11 protein-coding genes and 1 tRNA gene are annotated in these 17,834 nt (G+C 45.3%); 3 read left to right on the top strand and 9 right to left on the bottom strand.

The window, feature by feature from the left end:
* Nucleotides 1-48: 48 nt before the first annotated feature.
* Together LZG72_RS14460 and LZG72_RS14465 are read right to left on the bottom strand one after the other, a co-directional pair.
* On the bottom strand, nucleotides 49-3,336 hold the full coding sequence (locus LZG72_RS14460) for a T9SS type A sorting domain-containing protein (protein WP_233873488.1): 3,288 nt from the start codon (nucleotides 3,334-3,336) through the stop codon (nucleotides 49-51).
* A 257-nt stretch (nucleotides 3,337-3,593) separates the two neighbouring features.
* A tRNA-Glu gene (locus tag LZG72_RS14465) sits at nucleotides 3,594-3,665 on the bottom strand.
* Between LZG72_RS14465 and LZG72_RS14470 the strand changes: the two genes are divergently transcribed.
* A complete protein-coding gene (locus LZG72_RS14470; RefSeq protein ID WP_233873491.1) occupies nucleotides 3,659-6,409 on the top strand; it encodes a M14 family metallopeptidase in 2,751 nt (916 codons plus the stop codon). The genes LZG72_RS14465 and LZG72_RS14470 overlap by 7 nt on opposite strands.
* On the opposite strand, the gene aroQ is transcribed toward LZG72_RS14470, so the two are convergent.
* Nucleotides 6,402-6,818, bottom strand: a complete 417-nt coding sequence (gene aroQ, locus LZG72_RS14475) for a type II 3-dehydroquinate dehydratase (RefSeq protein ID WP_233873494.1) — start codon at nucleotides 6,816-6,818, stop codon at nucleotides 6,402-6,404. The genes LZG72_RS14470 and aroQ overlap by 8 nt on opposite strands.
* A gap of 39 nt (nucleotides 6,819-6,857) precedes the next feature.
* On the opposite strand from aroQ, the gene xerD reads away from it, so the two are divergent.
* Complete coding sequence (gene xerD / locus LZG72_RS14480) at nucleotides 6,858-7,754, top strand: site-specific tyrosine recombinase XerD (protein ID WP_233873497.1); 897 nt, start codon at nucleotides 6,858-6,860, stop codon at nucleotides 7,752-7,754.
* Nucleotides 7,755-8,041: 287 nt separating this feature from the next.
* Here the strand turns inward: xerD and LZG72_RS14485 are convergent, their stop codons facing one another.
* On the bottom strand, nucleotides 8,042-8,245 hold the full coding sequence (locus LZG72_RS14485; protein WP_233873500.1) for a hypothetical protein: 204 nt from the start codon (nucleotides 8,243-8,245) through the stop codon (nucleotides 8,042-8,044).
* A gap of 5 nt (nucleotides 8,246-8,250) precedes the next feature.
* Nucleotides 8,251-8,754: a histidine phosphatase family protein gene (locus tag LZG72_RS14490; protein ID WP_233873503.1), complete on the bottom strand. Its 504-nt coding sequence runs from the start codon at nucleotides 8,752-8,754 to the stop codon at nucleotides 8,251-8,253.
* A gap of 195 nt (nucleotides 8,755-8,949) precedes the next feature.
* Between LZG72_RS14490 and sppA the strand changes: the two genes are divergently transcribed.
* Nucleotides 8,950-10,716, top strand: a complete 1,767-nt coding sequence (gene sppA / locus LZG72_RS14495) for a signal peptide peptidase SppA (protein WP_233873506.1) — start codon at nucleotides 8,950-8,952, stop codon at nucleotides 10,714-10,716.
* A 60-nt stretch (nucleotides 10,717-10,776) separates the two neighbouring features.
* Here the strand turns inward: sppA and LZG72_RS14500 are convergent, their stop codons facing one another.
* From LZG72_RS14500 to metH, 4 genes are all read right to left on the bottom strand, one after another.
* Nucleotides 10,777-11,697: a YihY/virulence factor BrkB family protein gene (locus LZG72_RS14500; RefSeq protein WP_233873509.1), complete on the bottom strand. Its 921-nt coding sequence runs from the start codon at nucleotides 11,695-11,697 to the stop codon at nucleotides 10,777-10,779.
* A gap of 94 nt (nucleotides 11,698-11,791) precedes the next feature.
* Nucleotides 11,792-13,030, bottom strand: a complete 1,239-nt coding sequence (locus LZG72_RS14505; RefSeq protein ID WP_233873512.1) for a NupC/NupG family nucleoside CNT transporter — start codon at nucleotides 13,028-13,030, stop codon at nucleotides 11,792-11,794.
* Nucleotides 13,031-13,124: 94 nt separating this feature from the next.
* Nucleotides 13,125-13,673, bottom strand: coding sequence for a nuclear transport factor 2 family protein (locus tag LZG72_RS14510; RefSeq protein ID WP_233873515.1), 549 nt, complete (start codon nucleotides 13,671-13,673; stop codon nucleotides 13,125-13,127).
* Nucleotides 13,674-13,882: 209 nt separating this feature from the next.
* Nucleotides 13,883-17,707 (bottom strand): methionine synthase, encoded by a 3,825-nt coding sequence (gene metH / locus LZG72_RS14515; RefSeq protein ID WP_233873518.1) that lies wholly within the window; start codon nucleotides 17,705-17,707, stop codon nucleotides 13,883-13,885.
* Nucleotides 17,708-17,834 lie beyond the last annotated feature (127 nt).

Consider the following 17,834-nt stretch of genomic DNA (forward strand, 5'->3'; position numbering starts at 1 on the left):
AAAGCCGCCCGATAAACGAGCGGCTTTTGCATCATTAATGTCCTGATATCAATTCACTTTCATAAATCGAAGCTTCGAAAATTCGCCACCGTGCGCGATTTTGATGATGTAGCTTCCGCCGATCAGCTTCTTCACATTCAGGCGGTGGTTGTTATTTCCCTCCTTGATCTGAATCTGCGAACTGCTCACTTCTACACCCGAAACGGAATAAATGCTGACCGTAGACAAGCCCGCTGTCCGCGACGTAAACTGAATGTCCACATAATCCTGTGCGGGATTTGGCGCCACCACTCTGCCGGTAATAATGCCCGGATTGATCGAGATCATCTTGCTTTTTTCGAATGTACCATTGATGTCAATTTGCTTCAATTGATAGTAATTGATACCCAGTAATGGTTTTTCGTCAACAAAATGATACCATCCAATGCGCTGATCGGTAAGTGAAACTTTACCCAGTACTTCCTCTTTTTTCAGCTTGTCGTCGTAGCGCAGTACTTCAAATTCCTTTCCATCTTGCTCAGCAACCACTTCCCACGAAAGTTCGACGCCTTTGTCGACCACCTCACCTTTGAAATTCGCAATATAGATCGGCAGTGAACCACTTACTTTGAAAGTCGAAGAAGCAACCGCAGACTTACAATTTCCTCCCTGGATTTCCAATGTGTACTCGCCGTCATTCAACCTGTCGTAAGTGATCTCCGGTAAGCTGCTTTTCGGCTCAACACTGCTCGATCGCATCATCGTGTTACCTTTCATGATCTTCCAGTTGATTGCTGTCACCTGGATCCCATTAAATTGAAATTTCAACGCTGTTGGGCTGGGATCTTTTAAAGAAAGTAACTCCGGGCCAAATACGCATGGAGTAAGTTGTGCAACCGGCACGACGAAGGTTTTGGTAGCTGGCGTACCCTTGCAGTCCTCAGGTATTATCTGAAGGGTGTAAGTACCCGCGGCTAGGGTTGGAAAGGTAATTGCGGTCGATTTGGTGCTCAAATACGTCGTTTTTCCGCTTCCAACTTCACTTGTGTTTTGCAAAATTTTCCACGAAAAAATTTGAAGGTTCGTTCCTGCAAAATCTACCGTCAGGCCAGTTTGAGAAATGTTTTTGATCGTAGAAATGCTCGGGCCACCAATACAATCCGGCACCGGAGGTACTGGCACCGTGAAGCTCAGCTCGCTTTGCCCCGAGACGCAGTTACCTCCTTCGATCGACAGCTTGTAATTGCCTGGTGAAAGCGTTCCAAATGTCACATTCACAGTGGTGGTGCTAAGATTCCCGGTTGTTTTGGTTTCAACGGTATTGAGTCCCGAAAGAATTTTCCATTTAATGGTACTCACTCCCGTTCCCTCGTAGGTAAAACGCAGGCTCGTTGGAGTAATGTTTGTTACGGTCTTCAAAGTCGGGCCAGCTGAACAATTTGGTGTAGAACCCGGCACAGTAAACGGTTTTTCGCTTACTGAAGATGTACAGTCACCGCCCTCGATCGCAAGCTTGTAATTGCCTGGTGTAAGTGAAGAAAAAATCAGATTTACGTTTGCGCTGGTAAGTTCTGGCGTCGTCCCGCTGGCAACGGTATTGGCTCCCGAAAGGATTTTCCATTTAATGGTATGGACACCAAGTCCATCAAAACCAAACTGCAGACCGGTCGCTGAAATGTTTGTGATAGCTCCCAGATTCGGCCCCGCGATGCAGTTCCCAACAGGAGGGGCGGGCACCGTGAAGTTCAGTTCACTTTGTCCCGAAACACAGTTTCCGCCTTCAATGGCAAGTTTGTAATTACCAGGCGAAAGTGAGCCGAAACTCAGGTCCACCGTAGTACTGCTGAGGTTTCCGGTCGTATTGTTGGCAACGGTGTTTGCCCCAGAAAGTATTTTCCACTTAATGGTGGTCACTCCGGTGCCTTCATAGGTGAAACGCAGGCTGGTTTGGTTCACATTCGTAACCGTTTTCAAAGTCGGACCAGAGGCGCAATTTGATATTGAACCTGGCACGGTAAACGTTGTTTCACTCAGTGATGAATTACAGTCACCTCCTTCGATAGCGAGCTTGTAATTACCTGGTGAAAGCGATCCAAAAATAATATTGACTTGTGAGCTGGTAAGCTGTGGCGTCGTCCCGCTGGCAACGGTGCTGCTTCCCGAGAGAATTTTCCACTTAATGGTATTCACCCCAAGCCCATCAAAGCTAAACCGCAAACCAGTTGCTGAAATATTTGTCACAGCTCCCACATTTGGCCCTGCAATGCAGGCTCCTACCGGAGGAACGGGTACGGTAAAGTTCATTTCGCTTGATCCGGAGACACAATTGTTGCCCTCGATCACAAGCTTGTAACTCCCCGGCGTAAGCGATCCATAACTCAGATTCACGGTGGTGCCGCTCAGGGTACCAGTTGCATTGCTGGCAACGGTATTAGAACCTGAAAGAATTTTCCATTTAATGGACGTTACTCCGGTGCCTTCATAGGTGAACCGCAGACTGGTTTGGTTCACGTTCGTAACTGTTTTCAAAGTCGGGCCGGATGCACACGGCGTCTCAGCAACCGGTGTGGCAGCTTTTGGGACGATCGGCCAGAAACAGCCATCAACCATCTCTTCCGTCAAAACACCTTCCCATTTCGCAGATAACTTGCTGTGTGTGTTTGCATGACGTATCGTGAATTTCAAAAGACCCATGTCATAAAAGTCGTCACGCGTGTCATTTTCTCCCTGTTTCATGGCGACACGTAGCATCCCGTTCACATACCGGATGGACTGATACGTGTTCCCCTCGCTGCCAACATACGTTCCAAGAAAGTCACGGTCCGGCATGACAATGCCTTTACAAGTGATTTGACCGTCATTCGTTCTTCCCAATAGTTGGTTTCGTGCAGTACTCGGGTCAACCGGGTTCACACAGTTCGCAATCGTGGGCCCATCTGTAGAATTGTCCTGAAACGCCCCTGTATTCAAATAATAAAGAATCCAGATGTTTGCGGACACCTCGCCATCCCAGTTGAGGTAAATCCGGTTATCCTGCAAACGTACGCGCACTTCTTTTCCATCGCTGGTACTTCCCAGATATTGATTATGCTCCCAGGTCCTTCCCCCGCACGTTACTTTGCTGGCTAATGGTGCCGGGCTTGCCGCTACCGTTTTGGGAGTAATGGTAAAAGGTTTGTCGGGCGAATCTGCGTAAGGGTTTTTAATGGTGTATGTATGATTCAGATCAGCCACCAAACCAGCCTCGACATTCACGCTGTCGGAGCTCAAAGGGATGCTGCTACTTCCTTCATGGGCTGCCGCAAAAAACGGACTGGCCATGAGTCCTGTAAAAACAATCTTCCGTAAAAAATTCATATAGTGTACATTTGTTAACAATAAATACTGTATAGTTTAAGATGAATTATCTCTAATTTATTCTACCTTTTATAACAAATATACTACAAAACACAATAAACCATTCTGTAACCGATATAATATTGCGGCTTCGGCAACGTTCGCAGCAGTTTGATAAACTAGTTGATTGAAATAGAGGGAGTTGGCGCAAACAAAAAAAACCGCCCTGAAACAAGGCGGTTTTAGTAATGATCGAAAGTGCTTCATCGCACGGTTTGTGACCCATAGGGGAATCGAACCCCTGTTTCAACCGTGAAAGGGTCGTGTCCTAACCGCTAGACGAATGGGCCGACTGGTCTCCTACTTCGCGCGTTTTTCAACACTTTCTTTCACTTTTCGTTTCCCTTTTCCGAAAACGTGGTGCAAAGATGCACGGTTGGATTTAAAATTGCAACTATGGAAGGCAAATAAAATTGAACTATTTCATTATCCATTCATTTTCAACAAGTTCATTTCCGAAAGTTTTTTTATCCCAACCCTAATGGGGTTAAATTCGGGTAACTTTCTAAATTTGAGTCTGAGCACTTCCATTCATCCGCTGCCTATGCCACGTTTTGCCCGTATCCTCCTGTTGTTCATATCGTTTCATCCAGTTTTTGCTCAGAATACCACTCCCGAACAGCACCTCGGATTTCCATTGGGATCGAAATTCGCCTTTCATAGCCAGATCACTCAGTACTTCAGTTTGCTGCAATCGCAAAACCAGGACCGCATGAAACTCATGCAATACGGGACAACGAATGAAGGCAGGCCGCTGATGGTTGCATTTGTTTCCTCTGCTGAAAACATAAGCAAATTGAACAGCATCCGTGAGAACCATTTGAAAAGCATTGGATTAATGCCAGGCACACCGGATGCAAGTGTGCCCCCGATCGTGTGGCTGAGCTATAATGTACATGGAAATGAGTCGGTTTCGGCAAACACGAGCATGCAGGTGATTTACGAACTGCTTAACAAACAGAATGCATTGACGCAGGATTTCCTCAAAAACATGGTCATTCTGATCGATCCGTGTATTAATCCCGATGGATATGAGCGGTATTCGCAATGGTATAACCGTGTACAAAATGCAGTTCCGGATGTGACGCCATTTGCATTGGAACACGATGAACCCTGGCCGGGCGGACGTTTTAATCATTATTTATTTGACTTAAACCGCGACTGGGCCTGGCAAACTCAAAAAGAAACTCAGGAACGGATCGCATTATATAATCAATGGATGCCGCATTTTCACGCCGATTTCCATGAAATGGGACCGTCGAGAAGCTACTATTTTCCACCCGCAGCGAAGCCTTTTCATAAGGACATTACAGCCTGGCAGCGCGAGTTCAATGTGCTGATCGGCGAGTATTGCCGTAAATATTTTGATAAAAACAACTGGGCCTATTTCACAAAATACAATTACGATCTATTCTATCCAAGCTACGGCGACACCTGGCCGACCATCAATGGTGCAGTGGGTGTAACTTACGAACAAGGCGGCGGTGGCCGGGCAGGATTAGCAATTAAAAGGGAAGATGAACACGACACGCTCACGCTGGCAAGCCGCATTTCCCACCATTATGCTACCACTTTGGCCACGCTGGAAGCTGTATTGTCACAAAAAGAAAAGATTGTAGCAGAGTTTGTGAAGTTTCACGACAATGCCGCCAAAGCCCCAACCGGCGCATTTAAAACCTACATTGTCAAAACAAAAGGACGGGAAGAACGCGCCCGCTACTTTGGTTCGTGGCTCGAAAAGCAGGGTATAACGTATGGGATTGCCGGAAAATCGGCCACCGTAAAAGGAACCGAGCTGATCAATTCGGTTGATGAATCCGTAAAAATCGAACATAACGACTTGCTGATTACCACATATCAGCCTAAATCCAATTTGTTGCGTGTGCTTTTTGAGCCTAAACCCGTCCTCGAAGATTCTGTCACGTACGATGTCACAAGCTGGGGACTATCTTACATTTTTGGCCTAAAAGCGTATGGTCTGAAAGAAAAGCTTGCACCTGCGAGTTATCAGCCTGAGAAAGTCGAAAACGCTGTACCCAATTTTTCACCTTATGCATATGTCGCACGCTGGTCGGAAGTGGAAGATGCCGTTTTCCTGGCCGAGTTATTAAAAAATGAGATTTTGGTAAAAACGTCAAACGTTCCCTTTGAGATCGACAATGCGAAGTTTGAAGCCGGGGCGCTCATTATTACTAAAAAAGGAAATGAGAGAAATGATTTTGATAAGCTGGTAACATCCATTGCTACTAAACATTTTGTCAAACTTCTGCCCGTAAAAACCGCCCTGGTTACCTCAGGATCAGACTTCGGCGACGACCACATCGCTGCTCTGAAAATCCCAAAAGTGGTTGCAGTTAGCGGGGACGGCATTTCTCCTACCTCATTTGGTGCAGTATGGCATTATTTTGAGCAGCAGATCAAATACCCGGTTACCATTGTAAATGCGACGCGGCTGATTTCCTTACCCTGGAATGAGATCGACGTTTTGATCTTGCCAGATGGCAAATACAACGACATATTAGGAGAAAAACAGCTGGAAGCACTACAAGCCTGGGTAAAAAATGGTGGCAAGATCATCGCCATGGAAGGTGCAACCGATGCATTTTTAGGTAAGTCAGGATTTACTCTCTCAAAAAAATCTTCGGACAGAAAGAAAGATGCTGACTTCTTCAAAAAGTACGGGGATCAGGAACGTGAAGGTGCCAGCGATTCGTCCCCGGGAAGTATGTTTCAGTTAACCATGGACAAAACCCATCCATTGTCTTTCGGATGCAGTGAAGAATACGTCACGCTCGTGAGGGATGCCTATGAAAGGGAATATTTAAAAGATGGATGGAATGTGGGCTACCTGACTGAAACGGGCTACAAAGCCGGATTTGTAGGCAGCAAAATGGCAGCCAAACTAAAAAACACATTAATACTCGGAGTTCAGGAACTGGGCAACGGCCAGGTCATTTACATGATGGAAGATCCGGTCTTCCGCGCCATGCTTTACAATGGAAAGATTCTTTTCAGTAACGCGGTGTTTAGGTAAAATACCTCACCGCTAACTCATACCCTTTCAGCCCCAATCCACAGATCATTCCTTTACACCTGGAAGTCAGGTAGCTATGGTGACGGAATGGCTCGCGGGCGTGGATGTTGGAAATATGGACTTCTACCGCTGGTGTGGTCACTGCCGATAATGCATCCGCCAGCGCAATGGACGTATGGGTAAGTCCGCCGGCGTTGATAATGATGCCATCGAACGAAAATCCGATCTCGTGAATTTTATCAATGATTGCGCCCTCGTGGTTGGACTGAAAATAATGCAGTTCAATGTCCGCAAAGGTCGCTTTCAAGGTTTCAAAGTAATCCTCAAATGACTGACTGCCATAAATACCGGGTTCACGTTTGCCCAAAAGGTTTAAATTGGGACCGTTGAGGATTAGTATCTTCTTCATTTTAGCACGCTGATTGATTATTCTTTTTCCCTTTTTTGTATGTGGCAAAGCTACATTAAACATTTTAAAAATTATCTCCGCCTGGAACGCTCGTTATCGGGCAATTCGGTGGATGCTTATGTGCGGGATGTCGAAAAGCTGGAAGAGTTTCTGGAATTCACAAAAGTTGATTTACCTCCAGCAAAGATCCAGGAAGTGCATTTATCGGAATTTTTGAAATACTTATCCGAACTCGGACTTGCAGCGCATTCACAAGCCCGGATGCTGTCGGGGATCAAGACGTTTTTCAAATATTTGTTGCTGGAAAATGAGATCACAGAAGATCCAACGGAGCTATTGGAATCTCCCCGTCTGCCCCGAAAGTTGCCTGATGTACTTTCTTATGAAGACATTGAATCTATGCTGGCGGCAATCGACCACTCGACGCCGGAAGGCACCCGGAACCGGGCCATTATAGAAGTTTTGTATAGCTCAGGTCTACGCGTTTCGGAACTTACCGGTCTGCTGTTAACACACTGCTACTTTGATATCGGGTTTTTACGGATTCTTGGAAAAGGCGACAAGGTTCGATTGGTACCCATTGGAAAGGAAGCGATCAAATACACCCAAATTTATCTGGATCATGTACGAAATGAGATCGCGCCGAAAAAGGATAGTGAGGATATCGTATTTCTGAACCGTAGAGGTGGCCAGTTGACGCGGGTGATGATTTTCTTGATCATTAAAGATCTTGCCGAGAAAGCCGGGATTGCTAAAAACGTGAGCCCCCACACCTTCCGGCATTCATTCGCAACGCATTTAATTGAAGGCGGCGCGAGTTTACGGGCAGTTCAGGAAATGCTTGGCCATGAGTCTATTACAACGACTGAAATTTACACGCACCTCGACCGGGACTATCTGCGGCAGGTGATCACAGAGTTTCACCCGAGAGGTTGATAGCAGAGGCTGGGGTTGTCATTTGATGGTCGTTAATTGTCATGAGTTGTCGTTGTCATTAGTAGTCATTAATAGTCATTTGTAGTCATTTGTAGTCATTAATTGTCATTGTCATTAGTTGTCATAATAGTCATTAATTGTTGTGATGTCCGACATGACTATTAGAAACAGGCAACAAATGACCACCAATGACTACCATTGACTACCATTGACTACCAATGACTATTAATGACCACCAATGACTACCATTAACGACAAATCACCAATAATATCCCCTTCCAGATACGTCACTTCACTTCCTGTAAGAGCGAATCCAGCAAAAGGGAATCGGAATCCGGGGTGGCGCCGGGCATTGCGCGATTGAGCTGCTTTGGTTTGTTCCAGGGCGCGGTGGTGCGGCTCGACATATCGTAGGAAATGTAGGAGAACAATGCGACGAACAGAATCATTACGACAATAAAAATCTTGCGGTTCTTGTTGGGATCCTTCATTGTTACTAAACTTCGCTCACCTGTTTTGGTGTTCTGTAAATGGTTAAATTTCCGGTTTTAGCAGATATTTCTTCCCATTTCTGACCTTCAAATTCAATAAATGCAACTGATCCTTTCTTCATCGATCCCAGGTTGGAGCCGGAAAGATATTCTGCGAAATAGGTAATGTCCGGATTGTGGCCGAATAAAATGAGAGTGGAAAATGTTTCGGGAACCGTATTAATGGCGTTCAGATAAGCTCTCGGGCCCCCGTCGTAGATTTCGGTCCGTGAATTGATGGAAGCGGTGTTCACCCCTAACTTTCCGGCAATGATCTCCGCCGTTTTGAATGCTCTCGAAGCCGGGCTTGACACGAAAATATCAGGCTTAACATCCGATTCGGCCAGCCACTTTCCCATCGCCGTTGCCTCGCCAAGACCTTTGCTGTTCAGATTTCTGTCAAAGTCTTTGATCCTGAAAGTTTGGTCTTCCGCGGTTGCGTGGCGAACCAGAATGAGCGTTTTTTTCATTGCCTTATTTTTTCTCAAAAGTACTGAATATGCCTTGGGAAATGCTTCGGTTAGCTTTGAAAAAATTTGTGTCTCCGCAACCACTTAATCCGTCGAAACAACCTTTTGACATTATTTATTAAACAAGGGGCGACAAATAATCTTTAATTTTGTTAATTACATTACTACAGAAAACATACTAAGCGATTACATACAATGCTTCAATTTTTTAAATATGTCCTGGCCACTTTCGTCGGCATAATCCTTTTTATTTTCCTCTCTTTCTTCATTTTAGCCGGCATTGGATCCCTATTTTCCAGCGAAGAAAAAGTGGTATTGAATGACAAATCGATCCTTAAACTGGACCTGAACAAACCGATCCAGGAAGTTGGGGTTGAGAATCCTTTTGCTGATCTCGGAGGCTTTTTTCAAGGGAATGAAAATGTGGCTGGCCTGAAAGATATCATCGAAGCTCTGAAAAATGCGCAGACAGATGATAAAGTAAAAGGGATTTACCTCAAAACAGAAAATCCGGAGGCTGGCTGGGCTACGCTCGAAGAAATACGTAATCAGCTCCTGGAATTTAAAAAATCAAAGAAATTCATCGTTACATATGGCGAAAGCTATTCTGAAAAAGGATACTACATCGCCTCACTCGCTGACAAAATCTACCTCAATCCAGCCGGTGGAATGGAGTGGAATGGCCTTTCCGCCGAATACAGCTTCTTTAAAGGAACATTTGACAAACTCGATATCAAGCCGCTCGTTTTCAGAGTGGGCGAATTTAAAAGCGCCATTGAAATGTTTTCCCGCGCGGATATGAGTGAGGCCAGCAAAAAGCAGTCGATTGAGCTCATTACGGCAATCAATAACAACTTCCTTAAAAACATCTCCGCGTCCCGAAAAATCCCGGTTGAAACGTTGAAAGGGCTGGCAGATTCTCTGGCAGTGGAAAATCCAAAATCCGCTTTAAAATATCAGTTTGTGACGAATTTGGGTTATCAGGATGAATTGGAGGCCTATCTAAAAAAGGAATTGAAGGTGGAAGAGAAGAAGGACATTTCTTACGTTGGTGTTGACAAATATTTGAAAGGCGACAGCAAAATCGACGATGGAGATTTTAACAAAAGAATTGGGGTACTGGTCGCGGAAGGTGAAATCACGAGCGGTGATGGTGGCGACGACAATATCGGCTCGGAAAAATTCGTGAAAGAACTTAAAAAAATCCGTGAGAACGATAAGATCAAAGCTGTTGTGATCCGTATCAATTCACCAGGCGGAAGCGCATTGGCTTCGGATGTAATGTGGAGGGAAATTAAATTGACTGCTAAAAAGAAACCGGTAATTGCTTCTATGTCGGATGTAGCTGCTTCCGGCGGGTATTATCTTGCGATGGGCTGCGACACGATCGTCGCCCAGCCGAATACGATCACAGGTTCCATCGGTATTTTCGGCCTGATCTTCAATGTAACCGATTTCATGAACAATAAACTTGGCATTACTTTCGACGGTGTAGGTACCAGCCCACATGCTGATTGGCCAACCGCTACGAGAGAAATGACTGATTTTGAGAAGGCTACGATTCAGAAAAGTGTAAATGAAGGTTACGACACTTTCACTAAAAAAGCTGCGGAAGGTCGGAAAATGTCGGTTGAAAAACTGAAAAGTCTGGCGCAGGGCCGCGTTTGGTCTGGCGTAGAAGCAAAAGAAAATGGATTGGTTGACGTTTTGGGCGGAGTTGATGATGCCATCAAGATTGCCGCAAAAGCTGCGAAATTGTCGGAAGGGGATTACCGCGTCCGTTATTATCCTGAAAAGAAAAAGCCTTTTGATGAACTGGTATCGAAAGTAATGAACGACGAAGAAGAAAAAGCAAGTGCAAAAACGCTGGGAGAACTTGCACCTTATGTCAAAATGTATAAAAAACTGATGAACATGGGGGGAATGCAAACCAGAATGCCATTTGAAATGGTGATTCGTTAATTCTATTAAAAACCAATAAAAAAGCTCGTTTCCGCTATGGAATCGAGCTTTTTTATTGGCCTAATTTTCAATTACACCTGTTTTTTCATTCAACTCCTGACGAACAATCAGCACGGCGTGCTTATTCGGGGTGATTGCTACGCCATCCTGCCTCGCATATACCTTGGTAAACTCGGCCCCGAAATACAAAATAATGGACGAATAATAAATCCAGGTCAGCAGGATAACAATGGAGGCAGAAGTTCCGTAGGCAGCTCCTAGGTCGGATTTACCCAGGTAAAAACTAATTACAAATTTGCCGATCAGAAACAGAACGGATGTAAATGCGGCCCCGACCATACATTCTTTCCATCGCAGCTCGCCATCGGGCAGTACTTTGAAAATAACGGTAAAAAGCGATGTGATGATTGTGAGTACCAAGGCCATGTTGACCATGTAGAACAAAATCACCGAAGCCTCGGAAAAGTATTGTTCGAGCCGGTTACTCAAAAGATCGATCAATGCACTTGCGCCCAGTGAAACAACGAGCAGGAAACCCAGGGTAAGAATCATCGAAAAAGAAATGAGCCGGTTTTTTAAGTATTGCAGCCAGCCTTTTTTGGGTTTTGATTTTATAGCCCATATGAAATTAATCGAATCCTGCATTTCTGCGAAAACCCCGGTTGCACCGATCAGTAAGGTTCCAATTCCGATCGCAGCTGCCAGTCCTGACTTATTGGACATCTCCGCATTCTTCAGAATTTCCTGTAACTGTTCCGCGGCGCTGGCACCTACCAGCCCGCTTATTTGTCCAAAAAGTTCACCCTGAATGGCGTCCCTGCCAAAAAAAATGCTGAACACCGAGATGATGACCAGCAACATGGGAGCCAGAGAAAAGATCGTGTAATACGACAGAGCCGCACTCAGTTTCAGACCGTTGTCGTTTAAAAATTCGGTCGCGCTCTCTTTGAAGATTCCGAAGTATAGCTTGATGTTTTTCATAGATAAGAATACCTGCCTGCTGAGGAGATGGTTTCAACATCACATCGCAAAAATATTCATGCCAACCACCCGGCAAACCTGAGATACTGAGAAGTTACAACAGAAGTCCTGCTAATGTTGCAGACATATAAGAAGCTAATGTACCGCATACCAGTGCTTTAAAACCAAGCCTGGCAAGGTCGGCGCGTCGGGTTGGAGCAAGTTCACCGATACCTCCTACCTGGATCGCAATGGAACTGAAATTTGCAAACCCGCACAATGCAAAACTCGTGATTACCAGTGTTTTGTGATCCAGTGTGTCTTTGATCTTGACCATATCAAGATATGCTACAAACTCATTGATCACCATCTTAGTACCCATGAGTGAGCCGGCTGCATCAATGTCTTTGGCAGGAACGCCCATTGCCCACGCGAAAATGGAGAAGACTTTTCCCAGTATGAAGTTGAAGCTGAGTTGTGGAAAAGAGAATAACCCACCAATGTATCCCAGCAAATAATCGAGGAGAGCCACCAATGCAATGAAACCGATCAGCATGGCGATCACGTTAAAACCTACTTTTAAACCTTCACTCGCTCCGGCTGCAATGGCGTCGAGGAGGTTCGCATGCGTTTTCTGAATTTCCAGTTTTACAGCGCCTTTTGCGTCACTTTCCAGTGTTTCGGGATAAACAATTTTTGAGATGACCAATGCGCCGGGAGCCGCCATCAAGCTGGCTGCAATCAGGTAAGGTGCAGGTACGCCAAGCGAAATGTAAACAGCCATGACACCTCCGGCAATACATGCAAAACTACCTGTCATAGAAGCCATTAACTCCGAATTTGTCATGTTTTTAAGATAAGGCTTAATCATAATCTGCGCCTCTACCTGGCCTACAAACGTACTGGCTACATTGGATAACGCCTCGACTCCGCTCACTCCCATTAACCAATAAACTCCCCTCGCAATAAATGAAACGACCCGCTGCATAATACCCAGGTGGTAAAGCATGTTCACGAGAACGGCAACGAAAATGATGGTAGGAATGATTTTGAAGAAAAATACGAAGTCGTTGCCGGGGCCAAATGCGCGTTGCATCAGATCGGGGCGTACCAACGTGCTGAAAACAAAGTCGGCGCCTTTGTCTGAAAAAGAAAGAAGTTTCTGGACTTTTTCTCCAAGCCATTGAAAAATAGCCTGACCAATGTCGGTCCGAAGAATAAAAACCGCCAAACCAAACTGCAGAGCCAAACCAACGCCCACCGTACGGTAATTAATTGCCTTTCTGTTGTTTGACATGGCAAATGCAATGCCAAGAATCAATGCAATACCAAGCAGTCCCGTAAATCTTTCCATCGATCCTTGTTGTCAATTTTAGCGCAAAGCTGCAAAATAGCAACAAAAAAACCAGTAAGTAATACTTGGTCAGAAATATCAGGAAAGCGGACAGTTATTTAAAAGATTCGTCCGATTTGTCTTGCGAAGAAAGGACATTCTCCTGGCGGTGAACGATTTTCCAGGTGTTATTTTCCTTCCTGAAAACAATCGTTGCGTAGAGATTCACAGCTTTCCCAGTTTTCAACAAGTAGTGTTCTTTTTGCAGAACGCAAGCTTGATCATCACTCTGGTGGCTGGCTATTTTCTCAAATGTGTAGGTGTAATTTTCGGGGTTTCCGGCGCTTATTTTTTCGAGTTCTGCCTGTACGGCTTTCCACCCTTTGAATTCCTGATTCTCGCCACCGTCGAAAATAGTAACATTCTCCGTATGCGACCAAAGTGATTTTATCGCTTCGGAATTACCGTTTGCTTTGTCCAGGTTTGCCCGCTGCATTTGGTCTACAACCGCATCCAAAGGCTGGACATTTTTCTCCGTTGTAGTTGCATTGCTGGCGTATCCGGTAGTTGAGATAGGCTGATCAAACTCTTTTGCTTTGGACCGGTATTTAAATGAGGAAGCAAGAAGGATAAGGAGTATGAAAACGGAGATATTTTTTTTCATGGCTAATAAACTAAATATTTATTCTATTCACGGCTAAAATCGCATATACAAATATCTTTTATAAAATATTGAGATAATAGAGTATAAATACCTGATTATTGGGCGCAATCCTATCTTAAATACGCGTTTCAGAAGGGAAAAGTATACTTAAGCAAATAAAAAAAGGGAGATGGAATAAACCACCTCCCTCTCAACGGTTACAAACTTCTTTAATATCCTAAAATCGGTGAAAGCCACTTCTCCGCATCGTCCAAAGTCATATTCTTTCTTCTTGCATAATCCTCAACCTGGTCTTTGAATATCTTGCCTACTGGAAAGTATCTGCTTTCGGGATGTGAGAAATACCAGCCGCTCACGCTGCTTGCGGGGTACATCGCAAAGCTTTCAGTAAGTTCAATCCCAATTTTCTCAGCGTCCAGTAAATCGAACAATGCGCGTTTCTCGGTGTGATCGGGGCAGGCTGGATAGCCCGGCGCCGGCCGGATACCTTTATACGCTTCTTTGATCAACTCTTCATTTGACAAACTTTCATCTTTTTGATATCCCCAAAGTTCCTTCCGGACTTTTTCGTGCATCAACTCAGCTAATGCCTCTACCAAGCGATCGGCCAATGCCTTCACCATGATGCTGTTATAGTCGTCGTGATCTTTGTCATACCTATCAAGAAGCGCCTCAATACCCACCCCGGCAGTCACTGCAAAACCGCCCAGATAATCGGTATGACCGGTTTCAAGTGGTGCAATAAAATCGGACAGACAATAATTGGCAAGATTGGCTGCTTTCTGGCTTTGCTGCCGCAGATGATGCAGTACAACCGCAGTATCGGCGATCAGTTCTCCAGCTTTTTCTTCGTTGAACTCGTTTCTGCTGATTTTATATTCCAGGTGTTGGTGTGAGCCATGACGCTCGCACGGAACTTCACGCGTTTCTTCTTCGAAATGATGTAATACAATGTCATCCTGAATCGAATTGGCAGGCCAGAATCCGATTACTGCTTTCGCTTTCAGTGTTTTATCACGAATAATTTCACCAAGAAGCACGGCAGCATCTTCAAAAAGCTTCATTGCTTCAGATCCCACAACTTTATCTTCAAAGATCTTCGGGTATTTTCCATGCAACTGCCACGTTTGAAAAAATGGCGTCCAGTCGATGTATCTGGCGATATCCGCCAGATCATAATCTTCGAAAACCCGTGTTCCGAGAAACTGCGGCTTTGTCGCCTTGAAATCCTTCCAGTCAATTTTCGCTTTATTCGAGCGCGCTTTATCGATTGAAATATGCGCTTTTTCTCCACCCCTCTTTGAATGGTCGTCGCGAAGCTTCGCATATTCCGCTTTAATGTCCGCCAAAACAGTAGCCTGACTCTTGTCACTTTGAATCAGCTTGCCTGCAACCGGAACGGAACGGGACGCATCCAGCACGTGAATGACCGGACCGGAATAATTTGGGTCAATTTTAACAGCAGTATGAATTCTGGAAGTAGTCGCGCCACCGATTAATAATGGTGTTTTCAACTTCCTGCGCTCCATTTCTTTGGCAACACCTACCATTTCGTCAAGCGATGGTGTAATCAAACCGGATAATCCGATGATGTCGACCTGATGTTCCTCGGCCGCCGCGAGAATTCGGTCTGTCGACACCATTACCCCTAGGTCGATGATTTCGTAATTGTTACAACCCAGTACCACGCCCACAATATTTTTGCCAATGTCATGTACGTCCCCTTTTACAGTTGCAAGCAAAATTTTGCCCGCAGAAGATCCGCCGCCTGATTTCTCGGCCTCGATATACGGCTGCAGATAGGCAACTGCCTTTTTCATTACCCGTGCAGATTTTACCACCTGCGGAAGAAACATCTTTCCTTCTCCGAACAAATCGCCGACAATGCTCATTCCGTCCATTAAAGGCCCCTCGATTACCTCCAACGGCCTGGTAAACAAGTGCCGGCATTCTTCGACGTCCTCATCAACATAATCTGAAATACCTTTCACCAAAGCATGGGAAATTCGCTCTTTAACCGGCAGTGAACGCCAGGTCAAATCCGGCCCGCTTTGCGATTTACCTTTGTCTTTTACTGTTTCCGCGTAGGTTACCAGGCGCTCCGTAGAATCGGTCCGCCGATTTAATAATACATCTTCAACCAATTCGAGAACGTCCTTTGGAATTTCATCATAAATTCCGATCTGCGCTGCATTCACAATACCCATATCCAAACCAGCCTTGATGGCATGGTATAAAAATGCCGTATGGATCGCCTCGCGAACGGGCTCATTGCCCCGGAAACTGAACGATACATTGGAGACACCGCCTGAAACTTTTGCGTGCGGCAGGTTTTCTTTGATCCAGCGAACTGCATTAATGAAGTCCACAGCATAGTTATTATGCTCCTCCATACCGGTTGCAACCGTAAGGATGTTCGGGTCAAAAATGATATCCTCCGGCGGAAACCCTACCTCATCGACTAAAATCCGGTAAGCTCTTGAGCAGATCTCGATCCTCCGTTCCAGGTTGTCCGCCTGACCTTGTTCGTCGAAAGCCATTACAACTGTGGCTGCCCCATAACGAAGTACAGCTCTTGCCGATTCCTTGAACTTCTCCTCTCCTTCTTTCAGAGAAATGGAGTTCACAATGGATTTTCCCTGTACGCATTTAAGTCCGGATTCGATGACTTCCCATTTTGAAGAGTCAATCATCAACGGTACTTTGGAAATATCCGGTTCAGAGGCGATAAGGTTCACGAAGGTTTTCATCGCCGCCACACCGTCTATCATTCCCTCATCGAGGTTAATGTCAATCACCTGCGCGCCGCTTTCCACCTGTTCACGCGCGATGGTCAATGCCTCGTCATAGTTCCCATCCCGGATTAGCCTCGCGAATTTCTTAGAACCAGTCACATTACAGCGTTCACCGATGTTTACAAAATTGGTCAGCTCGGTGATTTTAACCGGTTCCAGACCAGACAGTTTCATGACTGTTTCGGCCTGAGGTAATTGCCTCGGCTCGTACTTTTTTGTCAGATCAGCGATCACGCGAATGTGGTCCGGAGTAGTACCGCAGCATCCGCCGATGATATTAACGAGATTGTCCCTCAAAAATCCGTCAATAACTTCTCCCATTTGCTCCGGCGACTCATCATATTCCCCCATTTCATTGGGTAATCCTGCATTCGGATGGGCAGATGTATAAAAAGGCGCTTCTTTTGCTAAAACCTGAACGTACGGACGCATCAAGTCGGCTCCCAATGCACAGTTTAACCCAACAGATAACAACGGTAAATGCGAAATGGAAGTCAGAAATGCCTCGGTAGTTTGTCCGGATAAAGTTCTTCCCGACGCATCGGTAATGGTACCGGAGATCATAATCGGCAACGCTTCGCCCGGTTTGCATTTCCATGACGGAAGTCTTTCTACTTTGCCGTTTTTGGCATCAACAAAAAATTTATCGATTGCAAAAAGAGCTGCTTTTGCATTTAATGTATCAAAAATCGTCTCCACGAGCAGCAAGTCGCAACCACCGTCCGTAAGTCCTTTAATTTGCTCATAATAAGCATCGACCAACTGATCGAAACTGATTGCGCGGAAGCCCGGATTATTGACGTCGGGCGACAGTGACGCAGTTCTGTTTGTAGGACCCATCGATCCCGCCACGAAACGGGGTTTTTCCGGCTCTCGTTCGGTGAACGCATCTGCTACTTCCCGCGCAAGCCGTGCTGACTCGAAATTAAGCTCATACACCAATTCTTCCATTCCATAATCGGCCATTGCGATGGTAGTACCCGAAAATGTGTTGGTTTCAGCGATATCGGCACCGGCCTCAAAGTAGGCGGCGTGAATTTCTTTGATGATATCAGGGCGGGTTAGTGAAAGCAAATCGTTGTTACCTTTCACATCCTGCGGCCAGTCTGCAAACCGGTCGCCACGGTAATCGTGATCTTCCAGCTTGTAACGCTGGATCATTGTACCCATAGCTCCGTCCAGTACCAGAATACGGCTTTTTAGTATCTCGCGAATATCTGCTGTTTGCGTTGCTATCATTTCTTTATTAGTTATAAATGGATTTTCTATTAAAAACGAAACACTTTTTCGGTTCAGCAAATTTAACGCAATAGATGTTTTGTTCAAGATATTCAAAAAATTCAGACTAATAGTCTATCAATTTTAC

The organism is Dyadobacter sp. CY323, assembly GCF_021390245.1.
Classification (GTDB): domain Bacteria; phylum Bacteroidota; class Bacteroidia; order Cytophagales; family Spirosomataceae; genus Dyadobacter.